At 45.3% G+C, this 14,204-nt stretch carries 20 protein-coding genes; 10 read left to right on the top strand and 10 right to left on the bottom strand.

Annotation, left to right across the window (positions count from 1 at the left end; translation table 11 throughout):
- Window positions 1-58: 58 nt before the first annotated feature.
- The 6 genes from QUB25_RS29955 to QUB25_RS28410 all read right to left on the bottom strand — a co-directional run bounded on the left by QUB25_RS29955 (window position 59) and on the right by QUB25_RS28410 (window position 2,377).
- Entirely contained in the window at window positions 59-331 is a 273-nt protein-coding gene (locus QUB25_RS29955; RefSeq protein ID WP_445251993.1) for an IS66 family transposase, read from the bottom strand.
- On the bottom strand, window positions 315-473 hold the full coding sequence (locus QUB25_RS29950; RefSeq protein ID WP_445251992.1) for a hypothetical protein: 159 nt from the start codon (window positions 471-473) through the stop codon (window positions 315-317). Before QUB25_RS29950 ends, QUB25_RS29955 begins: the two co-directional genes overlap by 17 nt.
- Window positions 466-792, bottom strand: a complete 327-nt coding sequence (locus QUB25_RS28420; protein ID WP_333188649.1) for a hypothetical protein — start codon at window positions 790-792, stop codon at window positions 466-468. Before QUB25_RS28420 ends, QUB25_RS29950 begins: the two co-directional genes overlap by 8 nt.
- A gap of 125 nt (window positions 793-917) precedes the next feature.
- Window positions 918-1,175 carry a DUF6444 domain-containing protein gene (locus tag QUB25_RS29945; protein ID WP_445251994.1) on the bottom strand — a complete coding sequence of 86 codons (258 nt, stop codon included), beginning with the start codon at window positions 1,173-1,175 and terminating at the stop codon, window positions 918-920.
- Between the two features lie 129 nt (window positions 1,176-1,304).
- Window positions 1,305-1,748: a hypothetical protein gene (locus QUB25_RS28415; protein ID WP_333188647.1), complete on the bottom strand. Its 444-nt coding sequence runs from the start codon at window positions 1,746-1,748 to the stop codon at window positions 1,305-1,307.
- A gap of 419 nt (window positions 1,749-2,167) precedes the next feature.
- Complete coding sequence (locus QUB25_RS28410; RefSeq protein WP_333188645.1) at window positions 2,168-2,377, bottom strand: hypothetical protein; 210 nt, start codon at window positions 2,375-2,377, stop codon at window positions 2,168-2,170.
- Between the two features lie 63 nt (window positions 2,378-2,440).
- Here QUB25_RS28410 and QUB25_RS28405 point away from each other — a divergent pair, with 63 nt between their 5' ends.
- The 9 genes from QUB25_RS28405 to QUB25_RS28365 all read left to right on the top strand — a co-directional run bounded on the left by QUB25_RS28405 (window position 2,441) and on the right by QUB25_RS28365 (window position 8,821).
- Window positions 2,441-2,737 (top strand): DOPA 4,5-dioxygenase family protein, encoded by a 297-nt coding sequence (locus QUB25_RS28405; RefSeq protein ID WP_333188643.1) that lies wholly within the window; start codon window positions 2,441-2,443, stop codon window positions 2,735-2,737.
- Window positions 2,738-2,958: 221 nt separating this feature from the next.
- Window positions 2,959-3,462, top strand: coding sequence for a hypothetical protein (locus QUB25_RS28400; protein WP_333188641.1), 504 nt, complete (start codon window positions 2,959-2,961; stop codon window positions 3,460-3,462).
- A 72-nt stretch (window positions 3,463-3,534) separates the two neighbouring features.
- On the top strand, window positions 3,535-4,449 hold the full coding sequence (locus QUB25_RS28395; protein ID WP_333188639.1) for an ATP-binding protein: 915 nt from the start codon (window positions 3,535-3,537) through the stop codon (window positions 4,447-4,449).
- 87 nt (window positions 4,450-4,536) lie between these two features.
- Window positions 4,537-4,728, top strand: a complete 192-nt coding sequence (locus tag QUB25_RS28390; protein WP_333188638.1) for a hypothetical protein — start codon at window positions 4,537-4,539, stop codon at window positions 4,726-4,728.
- A gap of 308 nt (window positions 4,729-5,036) precedes the next feature.
- Complete coding sequence (locus QUB25_RS28385) at window positions 5,037-6,068, top strand: NADP-dependent oxidoreductase (protein ID WP_333188636.1); 1,032 nt, start codon at window positions 5,037-5,039, stop codon at window positions 6,066-6,068.
- A gap of 102 nt (window positions 6,069-6,170) precedes the next feature.
- Window positions 6,171-6,380 carry a hypothetical protein gene (locus QUB25_RS28380; protein WP_333047031.1) on the top strand — a complete coding sequence of 70 codons (210 nt, stop codon included), beginning with the start codon at window positions 6,171-6,173 and terminating at the stop codon, window positions 6,378-6,380.
- A gap of 299 nt (window positions 6,381-6,679) precedes the next feature.
- Window positions 6,680-6,967: a hypothetical protein gene (locus QUB25_RS28375; RefSeq protein WP_333188634.1), complete on the top strand. Its 288-nt coding sequence runs from the start codon at window positions 6,680-6,682 to the stop codon at window positions 6,965-6,967.
- A 69-nt stretch (window positions 6,968-7,036) separates the two neighbouring features.
- Window positions 7,037-7,519: an Hsp20/alpha crystallin family protein gene (locus QUB25_RS28370; protein ID WP_333188632.1), complete on the top strand. Its 483-nt coding sequence runs from the start codon at window positions 7,037-7,039 to the stop codon at window positions 7,517-7,519.
- Between the two features lie 492 nt (window positions 7,520-8,011).
- Entirely contained in the window at window positions 8,012-8,821 is an 810-nt protein-coding gene (locus QUB25_RS28365; RefSeq protein WP_333188630.1) for a peroxiredoxin-like family protein, read from the top strand.
- A gap of 136 nt (window positions 8,822-8,957) precedes the next feature.
- Here QUB25_RS28365 and QUB25_RS28360 read toward each other — a convergent pair whose 3' ends face one another.
- Entirely contained in the window at window positions 8,958-9,209 is a 252-nt protein-coding gene (locus tag QUB25_RS28360) for a hypothetical protein (RefSeq protein WP_333188628.1), read from the bottom strand.
- 220 nt (window positions 9,210-9,429) lie between these two features.
- Here QUB25_RS28360 and QUB25_RS28355 point away from each other — a divergent pair, with 220 nt between their 5' ends.
- Window positions 9,430-9,765 carry an HNH endonuclease gene (locus QUB25_RS28355; RefSeq protein ID WP_333188626.1) on the top strand — a complete coding sequence of 112 codons (336 nt, stop codon included), beginning with the start codon at window positions 9,430-9,432 and terminating at the stop codon, window positions 9,763-9,765.
- 22 nt (window positions 9,766-9,787) lie between these two features.
- On the opposite strand, the gene QUB25_RS28350 is transcribed toward QUB25_RS28355, so the two are convergent.
- From QUB25_RS28350 to QUB25_RS28340, 3 genes are all read right to left on the bottom strand, one after another.
- Window positions 9,788-12,733, bottom strand: coding sequence for a DEAD/DEAH box helicase (locus tag QUB25_RS28350; protein ID WP_333188624.1), 2,946 nt, complete (start codon window positions 12,731-12,733; stop codon window positions 9,788-9,790).
- 320 nt (window positions 12,734-13,053) lie between these two features.
- Window positions 13,054-13,404, bottom strand: a complete 351-nt coding sequence (locus QUB25_RS28345; RefSeq protein ID WP_333188622.1) for an exonuclease domain-containing protein — start codon at window positions 13,402-13,404, stop codon at window positions 13,054-13,056.
- A complete protein-coding gene (locus QUB25_RS28340; RefSeq protein WP_333188620.1) occupies window positions 13,364-13,609 on the bottom strand; it encodes a hypothetical protein in 246 nt (81 codons plus the stop codon). The genes QUB25_RS28345 and QUB25_RS28340 overlap by 41 nt, the downstream gene beginning before the upstream one ends.
- Between the last annotated feature and the right edge of the window lie 595 nt (window positions 13,610-14,204).

The following is a 14,204-nucleotide window of genomic DNA, read 5'->3' as shown; positions in this document are numbered from 1 at the left end:
CTGGCACATCTCTTGATGAAGTTATTCGTGCTTATTGTGCAGAAAGAGTGTCTCATACTTATTTGAAATGACTATAACAATTCTGCCAACCTGGTCTTAAAGTCCCTTGCCCAAGTGTGATAATCAAGCTCTTGGGGGTGTTCCCGCCCTGAATTCGATGTTGTCGAAATGCCTCATCAATTAATTCCAAAAATGCAGAAGCGACGACAGTGTTATTACCGTGGCCCATATGCAAAACTTTCTTAAAATGTCGCCGTAGATGGGCTAAACATTTCTGCTGCCCTCCCACAATCACACCGTTATAGACGCTAAAATCATCGGAACTCAACACACCAGCTTGCCTCGTTCCCCAGCATTGTCTCTAATTCGGCTCTACTGCGAGTGTCTGCGGCATGAAACAGGCAAAAATCTTGACCCGTAGCTGTCCATAACCATTCTTTGACTCCCTTAACACACCACGGAGTTTCATCCACATGGACGGAAAGCTTGTCGGCGTGCCCATTGCCATAGCTCTTCAACGGCAGGCTTTACAGTATCAGCTACCCGCGCGTTTGTTGCTTGTCCTGGACCTATCCCAATTTCGATTCCACCTAGTTCGCGCAGGAACTCTTGTTGTTTTTCATAGGATATGTGCCCATAATTACCTAACCATACCAATAATGCTTGTAGGTCGATGCTTAAATCTTGTCCTGGAACTATCCCTAATGCTGGTGCACCCATCACCATTGCTCCACATTCATTACATTGACATTTGACTCGTTGATATTCCACCACTTCAATAGGTAAGGCCACCGGCACAGGCTACCTGCTGCGAGCTCAAACCAATCGCATCACTTAATTCAGGGCTACCACAATGCTCACAATACTCAGGAGTGCTGATTTGATATCTATCTACTCGCCCAAATCCTTTTCGGGTTTTACCGATATGTCCCGGCTGTCCTCCTGGTTTGCGATGCAGGTTGGGACTCCGACTCTGACTCTGACTCTTTTGAATTGTCAACTTTGGCTGTCTCTGATTTCTGTATCAGATCGCTCGATGGTGGTTTTGATGATGTTTTACTATTACTGGGCTGTCTCTCTTGGAGCTTTTCGAGCTTTTGTTGTAATTTTTCAATCAGCTTCTGTTGGGTGAGCACAATTTTGACCAGATCCTCACGGCTCAACTGGTCAACCATTTCTAATTTTAGTGCTGCTGATAACTCTGACTTTTCGCTCATCTGACTACATTACCCTATTGTTCGGCTCTCTGCGGAACTATTTTTACCTGAATCCTTACCCCACAAGAAATTTTTACCTAGTCCGCTTTAGGGATTTATTTTTAAATATTTAGGACATTGGATAGCACGACCTATTTCATTTGCCGTTTCACAATTATAAACTAAAATTTGTCTACATTGACCTTTTTTAGTGTCATAAAAATTAAAAGCTTTTGAATCACCCGCCTTGAGTTCATGCCTCTTTGATTCCTGCTGCATTGGTAAATTCATATTGCAATTAGAATCTGTCAATACTTGTTTAACATAAAACCAAACAGTCTTGTCACTTTTGTTAACAATTCCAATTGTATCCTGACGAGCCTCACCTTTTTTTTGACAAAGATATTGCCATCCATCGAAGTATTCATTACATGCGGGCGCTCCAGCTAAGACAAGCTTAGATATAGATAAGAAACAGCTAAATCCAATAAACCCTATAAATGTAGTTAGAAAAAGTGAGTCCTTCATTTTTGTGGTGACTGTATAGGACATAAAATGCCTCCAATTTATAAGCTGTTCAAGTTTTCAATTAACCAACAAGCCTTTAGACTATTTCTGCTTGAAGTTTCTTGACAAAATAACTTTACAGGAATAAACCCAAGGAAGATACTAACTCATTGTTTAGTTTTCAGCCCATACAAAAGATGAACCATAAACTGACTTTAGGTTGGGTGAGCCATCTGAACTTTTGGCTAGGTGCAGAACTTTTTCTAAAGGAATCACGGCAATCCCCTGACGGTGTAACTAATTCTTCTGTCCTCTTAGAAATTATCAATTGCCTGTACTCTACTGTTTAAAAAGTTTTTCTAACGCTGTCAAATCCGCCTCTCTGCGTATCCACAAGTGGTACAGGATGCTGCATGATGGAAAAGAGCGATGCGATGACTTCTGCACAATGGTCGCTTGTAACCCTAACTCCCGCAAGAAATCCTCGATTTTTTAAGCACCATCGGCTTGCGGTCAGCCTTAGCCACATCAGGAGTGCGGTAAATTGCTGTTTTATCCGCAATCGCCACCAAAACACCGACCAACAGCCAACCCATGCCCCACCCCAAATCCCGAAGAGTGCTATCGCTGCTTCGCGCTAACACCCGCAACCCACACCCCGAAGTGGCGTTCACCAGGTTCGCCTGAAGTTAACAGTCGTTTTGTGCAGGTGCTGGCTCAATAACCCACTAAAAATCATGAAAGCAGACACCATCAAAATTGTTGGTTTTCACGCACATATTTACTTTGACACCGATCGCCGTGATGCTGCTGCGCGTGTACGCGAAGGATTGACTCAGTTTGAGGTGCAGCTAGGGCGTTGGCACGACAAACCCATTGGGCCCCACCCTCAAGCCATGTATCAAGTTGCGTTTTTACCCTCGGAGTTTGGCACAGTCGTTCCTTGGTTGATGCTCCACCACGAGGGGTTAGATATTCTCGTCCATCCCGAAACAGGGGACGATGTGGCAGACCACACCCTACATTCTTTGTAGCTGGGAGAAAAACTAGAGCTGAATGTCGAAGTTCTGCGACCTAGGACAGCCAATACGAAGTTCTAAGTCATCGCTCTCAACGGTGGATTGTTCTATGTAGAGCAAACACTACTTGCTAGGTTCGGTAGTCCGCAAACTAAATTATTTGCTCAGAGATATCGTTGATTAATTAGTCAAAAGCCGGCTAATCTCTGGCAATTGTAATTTATTTGAACTAAGAAATGACAGTTAAAGCTATTTCCGCCACCATCCTTTTAGGTGCAATTGGGCTTCATGTTTACCAGTTACCCGACGGCGGCTACAAAGTCGATGCGATTGGAGTTATGAATGCGGTGGATAAGAAGGGTAGCGCATTAACTAAGTTTCTCACTGGGAAATCGGCTTTAGCTTTGCCTTTTGGCGGATACAATTTTACGCAAGCTCAAAGCATTCCAGTGGAAGGTAACGCTCAATTAATCAAGCCCATTCCCATTGCATTAGCTACAGCATATTGGCTCAATGAAGCAACCAAAGGCAACGTAAAAGCTCAAGCTTTAGTTCAAGCCAGCATGGCAGAATCCATCGAACGGCGGGCTGATGCAGCATTCAGCATCAAACGTACTGAAAGAGAGTACAATGTGCGGTTTGGTGAATTCGTTGAGTCGGTTATGTTGGAGAACCGAAAAGAGGTTATCGAACGGCGGCTTCCAGGTGATGATTTGTACTTGCCAGATGGGATTAACTGACCAGAAGTGCGATCGCTCCTACAGCTACGCTAGCTGGTTGAATTTGTTCATTTTATCCTCAAAGTACCTTGAATGTTTGACCCGACAAAGCCTAACGATATTCTCAAACTCGAAGACCTAGATTTATCAGAGTTTCTACCTTCTGCCGAAGATGACCAACACGAGTACAAAAGCAGTGCAATTAAAAATGAAGGGCTCGGCGATAAAATTGCCAAGGCTGCTTCGGGGTTTTGGAATAGCGGGGGTGGATTGTTTGTTGCAGGAGTAGATGGGAACGGTCAGCCTGATGGAGGAATATCTCTTAACGTGGGGCGGCAGTCGCGACGGGATTGGATCGATCAGGTAATTTCACAGGTGACACCTAAATCGGCTTATGCGGTACACAGTATTGAAGATAATGGCTCCGGTTGTAATATTGAACCGGGAAAGGGTGTATTTCTAATTGGCTTTGGTGAAAGCGAAATAGGCCCGCACATGGCTAACGACCACCGTTACTACATTAGGGCTGGAGCGCATACTCTTCCGGCAAATCACTTTATTGTCGAAGCTATTCACGCTCGGCGGGGATTGAGAACACCTTTACTCAGCCATCTTGTCCGCGTGAAGCCGGGAAATAGTGGAGTTATTCAACTCGGTATCGTTGCGTTGAACGCGGCCGCTGCAATTAATGTTTCTATTAAAATTGACGCGCCACCCAAAATACTACATTCAAATTTTGAGGAAAAACTTTCTCTACAGATTCCTATTATTTGCGAGAAATTTCCTTTGTTTTTTGATATTTATGAATATGAAAATACATTCGGCAGGCAGAAAATTTTGCCTCCATTCGAGATCAACTTAACTTATTCGGATATGGCAAACCGCACGTATCAACAAAGTTTTGAAGTTGATATCGCTCGTCAATTAGGACCAAATATCATTTGGGGCAATGGATATGACCGCATTGAGAAAGAACTTAGAAACATCGCCAGCGCTATCGAAAAATAGCAATTCTTTTTTTCAGGCTACCAGATTCTGGGAGAAACTAAACTCAAAGCAAAACTCCAACCCGCCTACCATGCCCCAATTCCCCGAATGCGTAGGCTCCATCCGCCGGGGCGGAGCCATCGATGTCTTCTCTACGCGTGCAATCCTTACTTAGTTTGTGCCGTTCACCCCACAGGCTCAGACACCGACACTTGCCCCGACTTTCAAGAAAACCCCAACGCCGCATCTGAGGAATTGTGGGAACTCGAAGGTGCGAGCTACAACTTAGATGGGAGATGAAGCAATTTGAAAAAGCCGCCAGTGCTGCAACCAAGGGTTAGCCTGAAGTATCGCGGCGTTTACTATCAAACTGGCACAACCCCAACCCCTAACAGCACTCAGCCGACAAACACTCCGGATTTCTCTACTCAACAGTAGGCGCGATTGCTAATGCACAATTAGAAGCGGGCGCTCAAAAATCGTCAGCGATCCATGTTGTACCGTGCTGTGGCAGAATTTGGGTTGGCAATTCATCCTGCCTGGTAATCTGGCAGGGGAGCATCTCGTTTTTGTAAATCAGGGATCTAGGACTACTCAAGAATAAAGCTATGAAAACAGGGATAAATCGGCAGTTACGCTTGGCATCTCGTCCTGTTGGTGACATAAAGGAAAGCGATTTTGAGTATCGGGAAGAACCAATCCCCAGCCCTAAAGAGGGTGAAGTTTTGGTACGGTCTATATATCTTTCGCTAGACCCTACCAATCGCATTTGGATGAGCGACATGGAGCAGTATATGCCTCCCGTTGAAATGGGGGAAGTCATGCGCGGTGGTATTATCGGTGTGGTTGAAGAGTCTTTGAATCAAAATTTTAAACAGGGAGATCTGGTTTCGGGTCTGCTGGGTTGGCAAGATTATGCGATTGCTGAAGGGAACAGCGGCTTTTCTCTCACGCAACTACCTGACCCTTTGCCCTGTCCGCTCACCGCATTCATGGGACCCCTAGGAGCTACGGGTTGCACGGCTTATTTTGGGCTTTTGGATATTGGACAGCCAAAAGTTGGAGAAACTGTGGTCGTGTCAGCAGCAGCAGGAGCAGTTGGTTCCATTGTTGGACAAATTGCCAAGATTAAAGGTTGTCGTGTAGTGGGTATAACTGGCTCTGATGAGAAATGCCGCTGGCTTGTTGAAGAACTTGGGTTTGATGCAGCGATTAACTATAAAACCGTTGATTTGGAAGGCGCGATCGCTCAAGCCTGTCCCAACGGAATTGATGTTTATTTCGATAATGTTGGTGGTTCTATTCTTGATGCCGTGCTGACCAAAATTAATCTGCACGCACGTATTCCTCTATGCGGTTTAATCTCAACTTATAATGCAACAGAGCCTGTTCCCGGTCCTTATAATTACAGCCAGATTCTGATGAAGCGTGTTCGCGTGCAGGGGTTTATTATCCTCGATTATATTCCCCGATGGTCAGAAGCAATAAGCGACCTCGGACAGTGGCTCAATCAGGGAAAAATTAAATATGCTCTGGAGGTTATCGAGGGCTTGGAAAATGCACCGAAAGCAATCCTAAAACTTTTCGACGGCAACAAGAAGGGAAAACTGGTCGTAAAAGTCTCAGAGGAACCTAGCTAAGACAGTAACTATCCCAGCGTAATTTTAGCTGTAATTATATTGCTAGAAAATGCGGCTAATCGAGTCAGACGCGAGAACTTAACAGTAAGACCCGCTAAAGGAATGCAGATATTTGAATTAGTAGGCGATCGCCTATATGTATCAGATTTTGCATATCTCAATGGTGAATTACTCTATGCCTCAGCTACAGAGGGAGTCAAAAATCCCAAGGTTAAGGTGTACGTGGATTCAATTTTGCAATTTGCTATGGGAGATGCTGGTGAAAAAGCAAATTTTCTGGCACAACCGATCAAAGACCTGGAGCGCTATTAGACGATAGAAGCCGAAATATTGCAAGAATTTCCCCCAACAAGCGATCAACTTCCATTAGATGAGGGTTTGCGTCTAGTGCGCCAGTGTTGTGACAAGCTAGAAGCCCAGGTGTCCTGGCTAGATGAGTCAATCTGAGTGAGGCTTGGACTAACGCCGTTGTGCCTAACTCTACCTCTATGTTAGGCAAAACAGACGGGGGAACCTTGGCAATTAGTGCCGAGATTCTGGTGGCCGTATTTTGGGAAAGGGAAGCAATCGCCGACCGTGAAGTGTAGTAAATTAAGTCAGGTTTACTTAGTATGTTATTTTGTTTTTCCCACTCATCAAGTGCATACCCTGCTACACATCACCCGCACCGTGCTTTTGGTACGGTTAACACCAGCGATACTTCCCCCGCTCGCGCCGTGCAGAGTTCGCTCGGCTGGCTCATCATGGCGTTGACACAGCATTTTCGGTTTCTAGGAATAGCTTTGTACGGTTTTCTTCAAGGCGAAGTATCCCGATTGTTTCGCACTTATTCGGGCAAATACGACCAACAGAGTAGGGTTCTCCTGACTGTTCTTTCTGCTTATAAAACGGCATCATAATAACTGTAAGCAATGAGCTTCAACCCAAACAAACTTATAAAGCATTACCAATCTTTGAGGTGACAGATTATGTTGATGCGCTACTGGCAACCATTCACGGAAATTGAAACCATCCGCGAGCAACTCGATAAAGTATTTGACCAACGGGCAGCAACGAGAGATAACTCAGAAGCCGCTTGGATGCCAGCTCTGGAATTGGCTGATGCTGGGGACAATTTCGTATTAAAAGCGCAACTGCCTGGAATTGACCCCAAAGACATTGACGTTCAAGTCACCCGCGAAGCAATTTCTATTTCTGGCGAACGCCGCTACGAAAACACAGAAGAAAAACCCCGCTACGTCCGCTCAGAATTCCGCTACGGCAAATTCCACCGGACGCTTCCCTTGCCCGCACACATTCAAAACGACTCTGTGCAAGCTGAATACAAAGATGGCATTCTAACGCTAACTCTGCCCAAAGTGACGGAAGCCCGCAATAAAGTCGTCAAGATTAATTTGGCCGAAATTGCTGGAGCTTCAACAAATCCCGCTTTGGAACAGGCTAACCAATAACAATGGGGCAAGCGTGTTTAGTGGTGAACTCAGTACGCAGAAAGCTGTGCTTAATTGAATGAGGCAAATTTTCCTTTCATTGAGCCTGATTGGATTTACTTAGCAACAACGAAACTGGAAAAGCTGATACCGGGAGCGACCATTGCTCTCGGTATTCTTTATCTGGGAAAGCCGAGCGAAAAGTTAGCTACAAATGCCGTGAACTGACGCTGATTCCAGTTAGTCTGTCAAAATATTTCACGCTTGTCGGCACCAATTTCATTGAGTCTGCTCTCGCGGAGAGAGCATTGGCGATCGCCGGACATCAGCGGCTCATATGAGCTAAAGTAGCACAGGTAGACAGACCCTGCCAGCTCAAGCGCGATAGTTAAAGCATCTCAACCAGGTGATACATCAATTCCGAAAGTAGCCGCCCGATTTGATGTGAGTAAAGCATCTGTCCAACAACTGATGATTTTCTACTTTCCCAATTCCTCAATAGATAATTAGCCGATGAATATCCATACCCTCTTGAGCCAAACCGAACGCCAACGGGTGAGTGATGGAGCAGTTTTACCCATCTTGAGCGGTTGCGAATCCTCTATGAGGCAATTGGTGGTGCTTTTGCCACAATTGGGAGATTTCGACAGCCTTGAATATGCTTGGTGGTTGCGGCGGGACGCTCAACGGCTGGAAGCACAAGGGATAGCAATCCGAGCTGTGGGAATTGGCTCACTCTCATCGGGTCAGCGATTCTGTAGTTATACAGGATTTCCGACCGACTGTTTGTTTGTAGATCCCGCTGGTCAACTGCACCAACAACTTGACCTGTATCCAGGTTTATCGTTAAAACTACCCGGTTTATCGGCGGCTATGAATGCTTACCTCAATCTATTGTTCATGTGTTCCGGAATTGGTAGCCCTGGCACTCTGGCAGAAGTATGGAGAGGATATCGAGGCGACGCAAGAGCACCTCAATTAATTGGTGATGATGAAATTATCCAGGCTTTTCCTCTTCCACCCCTCAAAGGCTCTACTTTCCGGTGGGCCGGCGGCAAGGGTTTTCAACGTCCATTTGAATTGGCAACTATGCGACTGCGGAATATGGGAGAAGTGCTGAGTAATTGGAAAACCTATGTTCCAAATGCTGCTTATCTCACTCAACGAGGCGCAACTTTCTTATTTAATGCTCAGGGAGATTTAGTCTACGAACATCGAGATCGCGCCATCCTTGGTTTCGCTGCTGATATGAGCAATCCCCTGACATTTCTCTCAGAAATGGTGGCTGATGGAGACTCGCTGGGGCATGGCGATATGCACTAACTACCGCCCTTATGGCGTGAGGCTGGCAGGGGGTAAGAGCGGTCGATAGCGAATGGGCATGGGCTTACGGATAGGGGGATTCATGCGGCTGTACTCAATCCCATCATTGCTGCTGGCAATTTCTTGCTTACCATATTCATCCTGTTCCAGCAGCTCCCAACGGGAGCACCTCTCCTTTCCAATTGAACTCTACCCAACCATGTAGCCCCGGTTCTTCCCGCCCTTGTCCGTCAACTAGCAAATGCACAAAGTAAAGTTGATTGGTTGGCTCACTACCACCAAGAAACCAGTTATCGTCAATCTCCGCCTTGACGTTAGCTTCATCCAATTGAATGCCAACTTGTGAAAACGTAGCCATCGCCATTTGCCTTAAAGTTGCCTGATCCATCCCTTTTGCCTCCTGATTGAGAGATGCCGTGAGCAGCCACTGAGGCTGTGAACTTCCTCACCCCTAACATTACTAAAAACCCAAACCAAAACCCCAACCCGCCCCGCCCTGGCCAAACTCCCCGAATGCGAGATCTTTTAGGTCTAGATGAGGCGGTATTCTGAGTAATGGCAACAAAAGATCTCGCCATACTAGAGAAAGATGAGCGTTTACAATTATTATGCCTAAACCAAAGAGGTATCCCGATAATTGGTCTGAGATTGCGCTATCAATCAAGGAAAATGCGGGGTGGCGCTGCGCTAAGTGCCATCAACAATGCCTCAGACCCGGTAAACAAAGCGGTTTAACTAAATCCGAACGGTGTGCTTTGACTTTGGCGGTGCACCACCGCAATCGGATACCAGAGGATAACCGTCTCGAAAACTTAGTCGCCCTGTGTACTGCGTGCCATCTTTCGTACCACAATAGGGGTCAGTCTAACGTATCTCCAGGGCAGTTATCTCTGTTCTCCGATGATGGTATTGATTGGGAGCTCATCGATTCTTCTGGGGAATAGGGACGGGACAATTTATCGGCTGTTAAATTGAAGAATTTGTAGCTATTGCTTCTAGCAGAAACAGACCGACTTTCTTGTGCAGTCCATGGTTTTGCTGGGGACAGCCAATCTGAATCAAGCATTTAGGGCATCCGTCAGAGCATTCGCAAGTTAAGGCAAGAGACATGGCTTTAGCAGCGAATAACGGTAACTGCTTCCCGATTTCTTCAGATGCTCCATTTCCCCCATCTGTGGTATCAAAAAAATAGGCGACGATACCCGAATCATCTCGTTCTACTGTACAGTTCACATCGCGAGTAGATGAAAGCACGACGAGGGGAACTGCTAATTGAATTTGATGAGCCATACTGTGCAGGGCAACCATAACTGCATTGCCCCCAAACAAACCCTTTAACTCTTGAGGAATATCATTTCCATATTGAGTTCTTGCACTAGCTTTGTGGCGGTCAATTTCACCTGTAATTGCTGCAATCAGAGGGGGATTTACTTCGACTTTAACAACGGGAGCTTGGTACTGTATTTGATAGGGCGGATTGAACGAGACTGATTTAATAAGTGTATTCATTTCAATCGATTTCAAATTCCGACCACAAGACGTACATATTTTACCTTCAAGGGGCTGTTGGTGGTGGCGACATTTGACATTAGTGCAAGTTGGTCGGTATTCTCTTTTACAAAGTTTGTAGCCCGTTACTTCTGATGTAATCTCGCCCCATCCCCAAGTTAACCTCAACCTTGCTTCTGGTAAACTGGTAGGGATAATGTGGGACTCTTCTAGGTTTTCTAAAAGTTTGATTTGCAGGTCTAAATCAGGTTCCGTAAACAAGCTGGGGTCTTCTTCAAAGGGTTGGAGGATTGCTTTGTTCTGGTCGATATCTAGGCTCTGACACCGATAAGTAACTAAACGGTTGCTTTCGTCAAAAGCCGTATAAATTGCACCGGAAAATACTTCTCGATAGGCAATGTCGCGCGACATTTCTTCAAAGGATTCTCCCGTGTTCTCATCAATTAATTCAACAGCATCTATAGCGTTGCCTCTAATATTGACTCGCCCATGAGGTTCTCCCCACCCTCGGAGCGTACTATTGGGAGATAGGAAGAGTCTATCTTGATCCAGCAGTTCCTCCGCAACCGCACCTCCCACAGCATCAAATCGGCTTTCTACCTCAACAGCAGGCAAACCGCTTTCGACGCAGCAACATTCAATGTGTTTGCTCACAATGGTAGGATAATTGGGATTAAAGGCGGCGCTTTCTACTTCTCCTGATAGCAATTGCTCGGGATGCTTACCGTAATAATAATCGAGGGAACTTTGGGAAACTGGCAAAAAGATTACTAATCCCGGATTGATTCTCCCGGCACGCCCCAGGCGTTGACGAAAGGACATAATAGAACCGGGATATCCCTTCACCAAACAGCAATCTAATTCCGGTAAATCCAAACCCGCTTCTAGTGCTGATGTGGAAATAATTACTTTAAGTTTTCCTCTTTGCAGTTGGTTGATAATGTTTTGGCGACGCTCGCTTTTCAACGAGCCGTAAAAAGCCGTTACTTTTTGTGCTAAATAACTATTTCCGTGTCGCGTACTTTCTTTTTGAATTAAATCTACCAGCTTCTTAACGGCTCCTCTACTATTGCAAAACACAATTCCGCTTAAGTCTTGTTGCAGCCAAGATAACACAATCTTGCAAGCATCGGAATTCGCTGTGTCGCTAGGAGCCAAAGACAGAACAGTTCTTCCAGCACTCCCCGCTCCGCTACTTTCAATTAAATGCAATTGGTCGGGTTGAGACATTCTACCGCTAAATCTCATTGCCATGTCTCGCGGGTTGCCAATTGTAGCTGAAGAACAAATAAATTGGAGCTGGCTGCTGTTGCCTCCCACGCTGTCAACCGCCCTACGCAAACGGCGCATTAGGTTAGTAAAATGAGCACCAAAAGCGCCTGTATACGAGTGGCTTTCATCAATAACTACCCAACGCAATCGTCGCAGAAATTCTCGCCAGGGTTCCCATTGCGAGACGCGCGGAATCTTGGATAATTGATAGTGCAGCAAGTCGGGACTGACCCCTAAAATATTGGGGAGATGAGGTACAAAGAGTTTCAAACGTTCGGTGTAGGGAGTATCGCCTGTCATTTGTCCAACTTTTACCCGCTGTTCTTGAGGAAAGGTTTCGACAATGCGCTGGAGTTTGCGAAACTGATCGAAAGCTAGAGCTTTTAGCGGAAAAATATAGAGCGCGGAGGTTTGGGGATTCTTCAGACAATCTTCGAGAATTGCGAGGTTGTAGCACAGGGTTTTCCCCGATGCTGTGGGAGTCACAATACTTAAATCGCCACCCTGACGCAGGCAATCTAGGGCTTCAATTTGATGCGAATAGAGTTCCTCAATTCCCAATCCCCGAAGAGCATTTTGTAAAGGCCAGGGCAAGTCTTTGGGAATGGCGTACAAGGAACCAGAGGCGGGAGGGGTAATGCGAACAGCGCTAAGATGTGAAGCTAACTCAAGCGCGACCGCTCTAAATTTTAATTGAGGAATAGCGGCAATTTCTGCTGCACTTACCTGACAAAAGCTAGCAGGCTGTATTTCACCTGCACCGTTTTCTTCAGCTTCGGATAAGAATTCTGGTGTTTTAGATGCTTCCCCAGGGGCGATTTCACCCCTTTCAACAGCTTGCTGCCAATTTTTGTATTGAACGGGAATCAAGTATCCGGGAAACTTGACTATAAGAGTGTTGCCCACCCAAGAAATAACCGTGCCTTGTCCGTACTTGGGAGAACAGAGCTGTTGTCCGGGGTCTAGCCACTCAGGATGCTTTCGTTCGCTGTTGGGAATCACAGCGCGGATAAGAGCAGCATAGTCAGTGGGCTCGGGGTTTGTCATGGTTTTGGGGATAACTCCAATTGCCTCATCATAAGCTTCTTCTTCCAGACTGTTAGCATTCTCTCCCGAAGAACACGGCGTCATTGACTTTTGGATTTACGCTTACTTTCAGGAATCGGCACTGGACAATTGATTTGATCCGAATCCGCTGCTATGCGTTTAATTAGCTCGCATAGCAGCGATGCAATCTCCCAGCGCTCAGTGGTTTCCATCAGGCAAAGGAAAATATTTATAATCTTTATAATAATTGCTCCAATCTCCCCTCCACTGTGCTGCCCATTCCATAAGGCATTCGGAGCGTTCTTTTAAATTGAGAATTGGCAAACCGTGCAAATTGCAGCAGTAATTTAAAATTTTGATATCAAAGGCAGAATTATAGATAACACTCGCTTATCTTTCATAACTTACCCAACAGAAGGATAAATCTCTGGAAAGATGGGTGCATTCTTTACATCTTCATCCTTTATCTCGTGAATATCTGTTACTTCTGCGGGAATAGAAGTTGCAGGTCTGACAAGTGTATTGAGCAGCGCTTCTCCCAGCGAGTTAATAACTGCAATTCCCACAATCTCTGCATTATCGAAGCCAGTAGTTTGAGTATCCAAAATCAACCATTCATCAGGAGCAAGAAGCTGTTCTCTTGCCCACTTCACCGCTCTTACCCTATCTCTTTCGACAAAACTTACTTCTCGATACCACTCTTGATAATCCCGCTTAATTTGAGCTTTGAGGCGGTTGGCAGCTAGGTTTTCCAATTGCTTTTGGGTGGGTTTTCTTTTGGGACGGCAAGCAACATTCAGGATTGTTGATATCGTAGAGGAGCACGTCGTATTTTCGCGTTGGGATAACGCCTGAAGGTTTCAGAGGCGAGAGTCCCAATTCACCCAATTGCTTTTTAGTTTTCAGATGTTCTGGTGGCTCGTTGGATTCTCCCCACCAACTGTATTTGGTTAGTTCCATATTTGATAGCCAAATATCAAAACAACATATTCCAAATATAACTCGATTGGTAGCATTTAAAAACCCACAGAACAGCTCACAAAGCAAGTGAACTCAAAAGAAAAAACCCCCAGATTGGGGGAGGTGTCGCCCGCTGCAAAAAAAACTAAACGACAATCTAATCATTTTATCAAATAAGCGTCACGACCTGCGAATTGAAACAACTAATCCCGCTTCACCGTTACTCTTCGTTCGGCTGTATTTTTTTATAACTGCTTATAATACCATGGCATACAAAGGTTAGCCGTTCTTACCTGTTACCTTCAAAATCGCTCCTTTTTAGTTAACTTTTGAGCTGCCATATTCTCATTTTGTTACCACAACGTAATAATAAATTAAAAGTATTAACACACTGTAGGTTTTGGTTTAAAACTTTTGATTACTTTCAGGTTCGTGCCCTTAAAAAGATGAAGAGGCGTGTCTATTGACCACCTCATAACATCTTTGAAGAATCACCTCGGCTTCTATCAGGGAAGTACATCAATCTAGGTGTTGGTCAATTAGGGCAATCAGTTGAGAGATCGCCTTCTGTTCTTCTTTTAGCAATTCCTTAAGC

Origin of the sequence: Microcoleus sp. B3-D7, from assembly GCF_036705305.1 — a bacterium.
Lineage (GTDB): Bacteria > Cyanobacteriota > Cyanobacteriia > Cyanobacteriales > Microcoleaceae > Microcoleus.
The sequence above is the reverse complement of the archived record's forward strand: the minus strand, read 5'-3'. Positions and strand labels throughout refer to the sequence as shown.

Coding starts and splice junctions, on each gene's coding strand:
- QUB25_RS28385 (WP_333188636.1), top strand. CDS start 5,037: ATGAAAACAGGGATAAATCGGCAGTTACGCTTGGCATCTCGTCCTGTT.
- QUB25_RS28390 (WP_333188638.1), top strand. CDS start 4,537: ATGCGTAGGCTCCATCCGCCGGGGCGGAGCCATCGATGTCTTCTCTAC.
- QUB25_RS28405 (WP_333188643.1), top strand. CDS start 2,441: ATGAAAGCAGACACCATCAAAATTGTTGGTTTTCACGCACATATTTAC.
- QUB25_RS28375 (WP_333188634.1), top strand. CDS start 6,680: ATGTTATTTTGTTTTTCCCACTCATCAAGTGCATACCCTGCTACACAT.
- QUB25_RS28340 (WP_333188620.1), bottom strand. CDS start 13,609: ATGGAACTAACCAAATACAGTTGGTGGGGAGAATCCAACGAGCCACCA.
- QUB25_RS28370 (WP_333188632.1), top strand. CDS start 7,037: ATGTTGATGCGCTACTGGCAACCATTCACGGAAATTGAAACCATCCGC.
- QUB25_RS28350 (WP_333188624.1), bottom strand. CDS start 12,733: ATGACGCCGTGTTCTTCGGGAGAGAATGCTAACAGTCTGGAAGAAGAA.
- QUB25_RS28415 (WP_333188647.1), bottom strand. CDS start 1,748: ATGTCCTATACAGTCACCACAAAAATGAAGGACTCACTTTTTCTAACT.
- QUB25_RS28360 (WP_333188628.1), bottom strand. CDS start 9,209: ATGGATCAGGCAACTTTAAGGCAAATGGCGATGGCTACGTTTTCACAA.
- QUB25_RS29945 (WP_445251994.1), bottom strand. CDS start 1,175: ATGGTTGACCAGTTGAGCCGTGAGGATCTGGTCAAAATTGTGCTCACC.
- QUB25_RS28400 (WP_333188641.1), top strand. CDS start 2,959: ATGACAGTTAAAGCTATTTCCGCCACCATCCTTTTAGGTGCAATTGGG.
- QUB25_RS28355 (WP_333188626.1), top strand. CDS start 9,430: ATGCCTAAACCAAAGAGGTATCCCGATAATTGGTCTGAGATTGCGCTA.
- QUB25_RS28365 (WP_333188630.1), top strand. CDS start 8,012: ATGAATATCCATACCCTCTTGAGCCAAACCGAACGCCAACGGGTGAGT.
- QUB25_RS28395 (WP_333188639.1), top strand. CDS start 3,535: ATGTTTGACCCGACAAAGCCTAACGATATTCTCAAACTCGAAGACCTA.
- QUB25_RS28380 (WP_333047031.1), top strand. CDS start 6,171: ATGCAGATATTTGAATTAGTAGGCGATCGCCTATATGTATCAGATTTT.